Origin of the sequence: Macromonas nakdongensis (assembly GCF_002837145.1) — a bacterium.
In the GTDB taxonomy this organism is placed as follows: Bacteria; Pseudomonadota; Gammaproteobacteria; order Burkholderiales; family Burkholderiaceae_C; genus Macromonas_B; species Macromonas_B nakdongensis.
On sequence record NZ_NWMV01000113.1, the window covers coordinates 1 to 4,767 of the forward strand.

A 4,767-nucleotide genomic window follows, 5' to 3' on the forward strand; every position below is an offset into this window, starting at 1 on the left:
CTGGGTCACGCCCGAGGGCGGCGGCGGGCCCAATTACGCGGGGATGTGACGGGACTCCAGGCGCCGAAGCATCAGCGCGGGCGGGCCCGCAGGGCCAGCAACAGGCACACGGCGCTGGAGGCCAGCAGGGCGCCCAGGAAGGGCGCCAGGGTGGGAATGCTGTTGGGGAAGCTGGTCAGCCACAAGCCTTGTGCCAGATCGCCCGTGGACCACCAGCTGGGGGCCACCGCCCCCACCACGCCCGCGACCGATCCGGCCAGCGCGGCGGTGGGCGTGGTGCGTGACCACAGGCCCAGCAGCAAGGGCACCACCGCGGTGGTGCACAGCAGGTCGGCGATCAGGAACAGCCGCAGCACCGACACCCCCTGCAGCGCCACCAGCACCACCGGCACCATCAGCGCGACGGTGACCCAGCGGGCCGCGGTCAGGCTGAGACCGGTGCGGCTGGTGACAGCGACCGAGGCGATGGCGTTCTGCAGCGTGTCCACCGACGATGCCACCAGCGTCACCGCCAGCACCAGCGTCGGCACCGTCAGCCAGGCCGGGGCGTCTTTGATCAGGGCGAAGAAGGGGATGGGCGGACTGCCAATGTCTTTGCCCAAGGCCACGGCCAGCACGCCCAGGCCGCCGACCAGCGCCACCACCAGCACGGTGGTCACGCCGCCCAGCCAGGCGCCCTGGCGCAGGGCTGCATCGCTCTGGGCCGACCACACCCGTTGCCAGTAGCCCTGGTGGAACAGGTTGGCCGCCGTCACGGCGATGACCAGGGTCAGGGCCACCGACAGGGCGTCGCCCAGGGGCACGCGGGGCCAGGTCCAGGCGGCGTCGCCGCTGGGCAGCGCCGGCAGGGCCACGCCCACCACCACGGTCAACAGGGCCATCAGCAACCAGGCCTGCCAGCGGTCGGTTTCCAGGCTGGCGCGCAAACCGCCCCAGGCCGTGTACACCAGGGTGGCTACGGCCACCCCGATGACGGCCCAGCTGCCCGGCACGTCCGACAGCATGGCGGTGATGGCGCCGATGGCGCTGAGTTCGGCCGTCAGGAAGCACAGCATGTACAGCACCGACAGCCCCGTCACCCAGTGCCGCAGCCCGGCGCCGAAGCGCGCCTGCGCGTACTCGCCGATGCTGCGGCCTTGCGGCAGGTGGCGCCGGATGGCGGGGCCGCACCAGGCCAGCACGGCAAAGGGCAGGGCCGCACCCAGGGCGTAACCGGCCACGGCCACGGGGCCGACGAAGGCGCCCACTTCCGGCGGGGCGAACAGGATCCAGGCGCCCAGGCCCGAGGCCAGGAAGGACAGGCCCAGGGTGGTGGCCCCTTGCGAGTTGCGCGCGGTGAGGTATTCGTCCAGGCTGGCGTCGCGGGAGCGCACGCGCAGCCCGATCCAGACAAAGAACAACAAGGCCGCCCCGAGGGCGGCCGCAGTGGCGTACAGCATGTCGCGCTTCCTCCGCCGGTGTGAACCGGATCAGGTTCCAGGGTCTGCCGCGCGGTGGCGACCGGCGGCACTCTCAGCCCCTGACGGGGCTCCCCTGGCGACTGGGTTGAAAGCGCCGGATTTTAGCCCGGGTTGACCATCACCAATTTGCCCTTGACCTGGCGGCTGCCCATCAACGCGTAGGCGCGGTGCAGGTCGCTCATGGGCAGGGTCTGGTCCAGCACCGGCTTGATCTTGCCCTGCAGGTACCACTGGGCCAGGGTCTGCATCATGGCGGCGTTGGCCTGGGGTTCGCGCTTGGCAAAGTCGCCCCAGAACACGCCGACGATGGACGCGCCCTTGAGCAGCGCCAGGTTCAGCGGCAGGCTGGGGATGGGGCCCGCCGCAAAACCGATGACCAGGTAGCGCCCGCGCCAGGCGATGGAGCGGAACACCGGTTCGGCGAATTCGCCGCCCACCGGGTCGTAGACCACGTCCGGGCCTTTGCCATCGGTGAGCTGTTTGATGGCCTCGCGCAGGCTGCCGCTGGGCGTGTGCTCGCTGTAGTTCAGCGTGGCGTCGGCACCCGCGTCCAGGCACAACTGGCATTTGTCGGCGCTGGAGGCCGCGGCGATGACGCGCGCCCCGGCCTGCTTGGCGATCTGGATGGCTGCGGTGCCCACGCCGCCGGCCGCACCCAGCACCAGCACGGTTTCGCCGGCTTTCAGGGCACCGCGGTCGATCAGCGCGTGGTAAGAGGTGGCGTAAGTCATGATGAAGGCGGCCGCGTCTACCAGGTCGAACCCAGCGGGCAGGGGCAGGCACAGCGCCGCGGGGGCCAGGGTGTGGGTGCCGAAACCGCCGGTGCCGCTCAGGCAGGCCACCGGCTGGCCGGCTTGCAGGTGGGTCACGTCCGGGCCGACCGCCCGCACCACACCGGCGTACTCCGAGCCCGGCACGAAGGGCAGGGGCGGCTTCATCTGGTACTTGTTCTGCACGATCAGCAGGTCCGGGAAGTTCAGGCTGGCGGCCTTGATCTCCACCAGCACCTGGCCCGGACCGGGCTGGGGCGTGGGCAGTTCTTTCCAGGTCAGCGCGTCGAAGCCGACGGGGTTCTCACACAACCAGGCGTGCATGTTCTCGTCTCCAGAAGGGGGTGGTTCGGGTGCCCAGGCATGATAGGCAAGCCCCGCGGCGCCGGCCAGCCGGGCTTGTCCCCGGCGTGACCGGGCCGGGCCCCTACAATGGCTGGCGATGAAAATCCTCCTGTCCAACGACGACGGCTACCAGGCCCCCGGGCTGCAGGCCCTGTACCACGCCCTGTGCGACATCGCCGAGGTCGAGGTGGTGGCGCCGGAGCACAACAACAGCGCCAAATCGAACGCGCTGACCCTGAACGCCCCGCTGTACGTGCACACCGCCCACAACGGTTTCCGTTACGTCAACGGCACCCCGGCCGATTGCGTCCACATCGCCCTGACCGGCCTGCTCGGCTACATCCCCGATCTGGTGGTGTCTGGCATCAACAACGGCGCGAACATGGGGGACGACACCATTTACTCGGGCACCGTGGGCGCGGCCATGGAGGGTTACCTGTTCGGCGTGCCCGCCATCGCCTTTTCCCAGACCCAGAAGGGCTGGCTGCACCTGGACGCGGCGGCCGAAAAGGCGCGCGAGCTGGTCGCTTTCCTCGCGCCGTCGGTGTCCGCGTACGCCCAGGTCGCGTCAAGCGGCCATGCACAGCCCTGGCTGCTCAACGTCAACGTGCCTTGTCTGCCGCGCGAGCAACTGCTGGGCTTCAAGGTCGCGCGTCTGGGGCGGCGCCACGCGGCCGAGCGCGTCATCACCCAAGTCAACCCGCGCGGGGAAACCATGTACTGGATCGGCGCGGCCGGGCCGGCCAAGGACGACACCGAGGGCACCGATTTCCACGCGACCGAACAGGGCCACGTCTCGATCACCCCGCTGCAGGTGGACCTGACCGACCACGCCCGCCTGGCGTACTGGGCGCAGTCGGCGGCCCAGGTACCGTCCCTGGAACGCGACGCGGCGCTGCAGGCAGCGCTGGCGTCCTTCGCCCGGTGAAGCAGCCGCCCACCCCCCCAGGGGGGCCGTCGCCGGATCGTGCGACGCGCCCCGCTTTCCCGGCCCGGCTGAACCAGGTTGTCGGCGGTGCGCGCGACCCCGTCGCGGTGCGCCAGACGCCGGCGGGTGGGCGGGCGGCGACACCGGCGGCGTTGCAGGTGCCCAGCGGGGCCGGCATGGACTCCAGCGCCGTGCGCCAGGCCATGGTGCGCAAGCTTGCGGCCCAAGGGCTGGTGCACCCGGCCGTGCAGCAGGCCTTTGCCACGGTGGAGCGGCACCGCTTTGTCGATTCCGCCCTGGTGGCCCAGGCCTACGAGGACACCAGCCTGCCCATCGGCCTGGGACAGACGATTTCCAAACCCAGCGTCGTCGGGCGCATGCTGGAGCTGTTGTGCGAGGGCCGTACCCCCCCCCTGGGGCGGGTGCTGGAGATCGGCACCGGCTGCGGCTACCAGGCCGCCCTGCTGGGCCAGTTGTGCCGCGAGGTCTACAGCATGGAGCGCCTGCGCGGCCTGCACGAACGCGCGCGCGAGAACCTGCGCCCCATGCGCCTGCCCAACCTCCACCTGATCCTGGGCGACGGCATGCTGGGTTACCCGGGTGGCGGGCCCTATGCCGGCATCATCGCGGCGGCGGGGGGGGGCGCCTTGCCGCAGGCCTGGCTCGACCAGCTGGCCGTGGGCGGGCGCCTGGTGGCGCCGGCGGAACTCGTGCCCGGCCGTCAGAGTCTGGTGGTGGTGGACCGCACCCCCCAGGGCTACGTGAGGAACGTGCTGGAGGCCGTGTGGTTTGTGCCCCTAAAATCGGGCATCGCCTGACCCTGTGCTGCGGCGCAACAGACGGGCTGTTCATTCTTTCTTTCGAGGTACTGCATGGAACAAAAGGTTCCGCGTCTGGGGCGCCTGTCGGCGTTGACCTGTGTGTGTGTGGCGGCGGCGCTGCTCGCGGCCTGTGCGGCCCCGTCCAAGACGTCTCCCCGTGCGCCCGTGGTGGACCGCTCGCCGTCCGGTGCCGCGGCCGCCTTGCCCGGCGCGGAAAACGCCGGCAAACCCGGTTATTACACCGTGCGCCCCGGTGATACGCTCATGCGCATTGGCCTGGAAACCGGCCAGGGCTGGCGCGATTTGCAGGCCTGGAACGGCTTGGTCAACCCGAACCTGATCGAGGTCGGGCAGGTGCTGCGCGTGGTGCCGCCGGTCGGCACCCCGGCACCGGCCGCCACGGCGGGCGGGCCGGCCACCAGCGCCGTCAGCACCTCCGCCGT

General features: G+C 70.9%; 5 protein-coding genes and 1 riboswitch. Of the genes, 3 read left to right on the plus strand and 2 right to left on the minus strand.

From position 1 onward, the window contains the following. Positions 1-71 precede the first annotated feature (71 nt). Together CON77_RS13435 and CON77_RS13440 are read right to left on the minus strand one after the other, a co-directional pair. Positions 72-1,439, minus strand: coding sequence for a sodium:solute symporter family transporter (locus CON77_RS13435; protein ID WP_101049937.1), 1,368 nt, complete (start codon positions 1,437-1,439; stop codon positions 72-74). Continuing rightward, positions 1,429-1,545, minus strand: a riboswitch (TPP riboswitch). (Overlaps the previous gene by 11 nt.) 16 nt (positions 1,546-1,561) lie before the next feature. Further along, complete coding sequence (locus tag CON77_RS13440; RefSeq protein WP_101049939.1) at positions 1,562-2,554, minus strand: NADPH:quinone oxidoreductase family protein; 993 nt, start codon at positions 2,552-2,554, stop codon at positions 1,562-1,564. Between the two features lie 118 nt (positions 2,555-2,672). Here CON77_RS13440 and surE point away from each other — a divergent pair, with 118 nt between their 5' ends. The 3 genes from surE to CON77_RS13455 all read left to right on the plus strand — a co-directional run. Beyond that, positions 2,673-3,503, plus strand: coding sequence for a 5'/3'-nucleotidase SurE (gene surE, locus CON77_RS13445; protein WP_101049941.1), 831 nt, complete (start codon positions 2,673-2,675; stop codon positions 3,501-3,503). A 176-nt stretch (positions 3,504-3,679) separates the two neighbouring features. Further along, positions 3,680-4,321 (plus strand): protein-L-isoaspartate(D-aspartate) O-methyltransferase, encoded by a 642-nt coding sequence (locus CON77_RS13450; protein ID WP_101049943.1) that lies wholly within the window; start codon positions 3,680-3,682, stop codon positions 4,319-4,321. A gap of 54 nt (positions 4,322-4,375) precedes the next feature. Next, a partial coding sequence (locus tag CON77_RS13455) for a LysM peptidoglycan-binding domain-containing protein (protein ID WP_157826970.1) occupies positions 4,376-4,767 on the plus strand: 392 nt, incomplete at its 3' end.

Bases quoted from the DNA above. Each gene is read 5' to 3' on its own strand.
- CON77_RS13435 (WP_101049937.1), bottom strand. From the start codon at position 1,439: ATGCTGTACGCCACTGCGGCCGCCCTCGGGGCGGCCTTGTTGTTCTTT.
- CON77_RS13440 (WP_101049939.1), bottom strand. From the start codon at position 2,554: ATGCACGCCTGGTTGTGTGAGAACCCCGTCGGCTTCGACGCGCTGACC.
- surE (WP_101049941.1), top strand. From the start codon at position 2,673: ATGAAAATCCTCCTGTCCAACGACGACGGCTACCAGGCCCCCGGGCTG.
- CON77_RS13450 (WP_101049943.1), top strand. From the start codon at position 3,680: ATGGACTCCAGCGCCGTGCGCCAGGCCATGGTGCGCAAGCTTGCGGCC.